Origin of the sequence: Streptomyces sp. BR123 (assembly GCF_013401435.1) — a bacterium.
Classification (GTDB): domain Bacteria; phylum Actinomycetota; class Actinomycetes; order Streptomycetales; family Streptomycetaceae; genus Streptomyces.
On the sequence record NZ_JACBGN010000514.1, the window covers coordinates 1 to 2,699 of the forward strand.

Annotated in this window: 3 protein-coding genes; 1 reads left to right on the forward strand and 2 read right to left on the reverse strand. The window is 70.6% G+C overall.

Annotated features, from left to right (window positions below):
• Window positions 1-40: 40 nt before the first annotated feature.
• Window positions 41-802: an isoprenyl transferase gene (locus HYE82_RS35745; protein WP_179178392.1), complete on the reverse strand. Its 762-nt coding sequence runs from the start codon at window positions 800-802 to the stop codon at window positions 41-43.
• A 128-nt stretch (window positions 803-930) separates the two neighbouring features.
• Between HYE82_RS35745 and mgrA the strand changes: the two genes are divergently transcribed.
• Complete coding sequence (gene mgrA, locus HYE82_RS35750; RefSeq protein WP_179178393.1) at window positions 931-1,971, forward strand: L-glyceraldehyde 3-phosphate reductase; 1,041 nt, start codon at window positions 931-933, stop codon at window positions 1,969-1,971.
• A 141-nt stretch (window positions 1,972-2,112) separates the two neighbouring features.
• On the opposite strand, the gene HYE82_RS35755 is transcribed toward mgrA, so the two are convergent.
• Window positions 2,113-2,699 (reverse strand): A24 family peptidase (locus tag HYE82_RS35755; RefSeq protein WP_256988172.1); only part of this gene is annotated, 587 nt, incomplete at its 5' end.

The window sequence follows — 2,699 nt, forward strand, 5'->3', positions numbered from 1 at the left end:
GGGGTGGAGGGAGCCGAGGGGGCGTCAGACGCCCCCGCCCTCAGACCCCGTAGCGGCGGTGGCGGGCCGCGTAGTCGCGCAGCGCGCGCAGGAAGTCGACCTTGCGGAAGGCCGGCCAGAACACCTCGCAGAAGTAGTACTCGGAGTGCGCGCTCTGCCACAGCATGAATCCCGACAGGCGCTGCTCGCCGCTGGTGCGGATGACGAGGTCGGGGTCGGGCTGGCCGCGCGTGTAGAGGTGCTCGGCGATGTGGTCGACGTCGAGGACCTCGGCGAGCTCCTCGATGGAGGTGCCCTTGGCGGCGTGCTCCAGCAGCAGCGAGCGGACCGCGTCGGTGATCTCCTGCCGGCCGCCGTAGCCCACGGCCACGTTGACGAGTATCCCCTCGACGTCGTGCGTGGCCTGCTCGGCCTCCTTGAGCACGGTCTGGGTCCGCGCGGGCAGGATGTCGAGGTTGCCGACGTGGTGGACGCGCCAGCGGCCGTCGGCGGCGAGGCCCCGGACGGTGTTCTCGATGATGTTGAGGAGCGGGCGGAGCTCGTCCTCCGGCCGGTCCAGGTTGTCCGTGGAGAGCATCCACAGGGTGACGACCTCGACGTCCGTCTCGGTGCACCAGCCCAGCATTTCGGAAATCTTGTCGGCCCCGGCCTGGTGGCCCTGTTCGGTGGTGCCTCCGGACGCCTTCGCCCAGCGCCGGTTGCCGTCCAGGATCACACCGATGTGCTTGGGCGACGCGGCATGGTCGAGGCGGCCTTCCACCCGGCGTGCGTACAGCCTGTACACCAGGTCGCGCAGCTTCACGATCTTCGAGCCCCTCCGTGCAGTGCCCCCGTGCGAAATGCGGTCCGTCCCCCGGTCCGCCACATTACTGCGCGGTGGGATCCGGTACCCAACTCGGCCTGTCACAGGTCCGTGATAGAGAGGACAACGTGACTGATAACAATCCCTATCGGGCAGAGCCCGCCCGCTACGACGCCATGGAGTACCGTCGCAGCGGCCTCAGCGGCCTCAAGCTTCCCGCGATCTCCCTCGGCCTCTGGCACAACTTCGGCGACGACAAGTCGCTGGAGTCCCAGAGGGCGATCCTGCGCCGCGCTTTCGACCTCGGCGTGACCCACTTCGACCTGGCGAACAACTACGGCCCGCCGCCCGGCTCGGCCGAGCTGAACTTCGGCAAGGTCTTCGCAGAGGACTTCGCGGCGTACCGCGACGAGCTGATCGTCTCCACCAAGGCCGGGTACCTGATGCACCCCGGCCCGTACGGCGAGTGGGGCAGCCGGAAGTACCTCCTCGGCTCCCTGGACGCCTCGCTGAAGCGGATGGGCCTCGACTACGTCGACATCTTCTACTCGCACCGCTTCGACCCGCAGACCCCGCTGGAGGAGACGATGGGCGCCCTGGCGTCCGCGGTCCAGCAGGGCAAGGCGCTCTACGTCGGAATCTCCTCCTACACCGCGGAGCAGACGGCGGAGGCGGCGCGGATCCTGCGCGGCATGGGCGTACGGCCGCTGATCCACCAGCCCTCGTACTCCATGATCAACCGCTGGACGGAGGAGGACCGGCTGCTGGACGCCCTGGAGGAGGCCGGCATGGGCTGCATCTCCTTCGCGCCGCTGGCCCAGGGTCTGCTGACCGGCAAGTACCTCGGGGGCGGCATCCCGGAGGGCTCGCGCGCCGCGCAGGGCAAGTCGCTCGACCCGGGCCTGCTCTCGCCCGAGGTGCAGCGCCGCCTGGAGGGCCTGAACGAGATCGCGGCCCGGCGCGGGCAGTCGCTGGCGCAGCTGGCGCTGACCTGGGTGCTGCGGGACGAGCGGATGACCTCGGCCCTGATCGGCGCGTCGAGCGTCCGGCAGCTGGAGGAGAACGTGGCCGCGCTCACCGGTTCGCCCCTGACGGAGGAGGAACTGAAGGAGATCGACTCCTTCGCGGTCTCCACCCCCGGCACCAACCTCTGGGCCCAGCGCGGCTGACCTGCACTTTTGCCGAGGGGGACGCGTGAGAAGGTCAAAAAAGAAAACGGGCCGGTCCGTGGGGGGGATACGGACCGGCCCGAGGGGGGGGTTCCACCATAACCCTTCGTAAAGCGTGATGCGTGCATCCACGCCGAATGATTACTCTCCGAAACCACCCAGCAGCACTCCGGTGAGGGCGCCGGCCGCCATGAAGGGACCGAAGGGGAAGGCCTGCTTCCGCCCATTGGGGCTGCGCAGGACCAGTCCGAGGCCGTAGAGGGCCCCGTAGAGGAAGCCGAGGAAGGCCCCGAAGAGCCATACCCCCCACCCGTACCACCCAAGAGCGACCCCCAGGGCGAGCGCCAGCTTGACGTCCCCGAAGCCCATCCCGGCGGGATTGATCAGGAACAGCAGGAGGTACGCGGCGCCCAGCGCGGCCCCGCCGAGGAGCGCGAGCCGCCAGGAGCCGGCGGCTCCGGGCACGAGGGCGGCGGCGCCGAGGGCGGCGGCCGCGGCGGCGGCCAGGGGCAGGGTCAGCACGTCGGGCAGGCGGTGCACGGCGAGGTCGACGAGGGCGAGCAGGACGAGCACGGGCGCCAGCCCGGCGAAGACGGCCGTCTCGGGCCGCGGACCGGCAGCCCAGGCCAGGGCGGCGCAGACGACACCCGTGAGCGCCGCGATCCCGCCGCTGCGGGGCCCGTAGCGGTGTCCGCGGATGCGGGGGTCCCGGCCGGGGGATCCGGGAC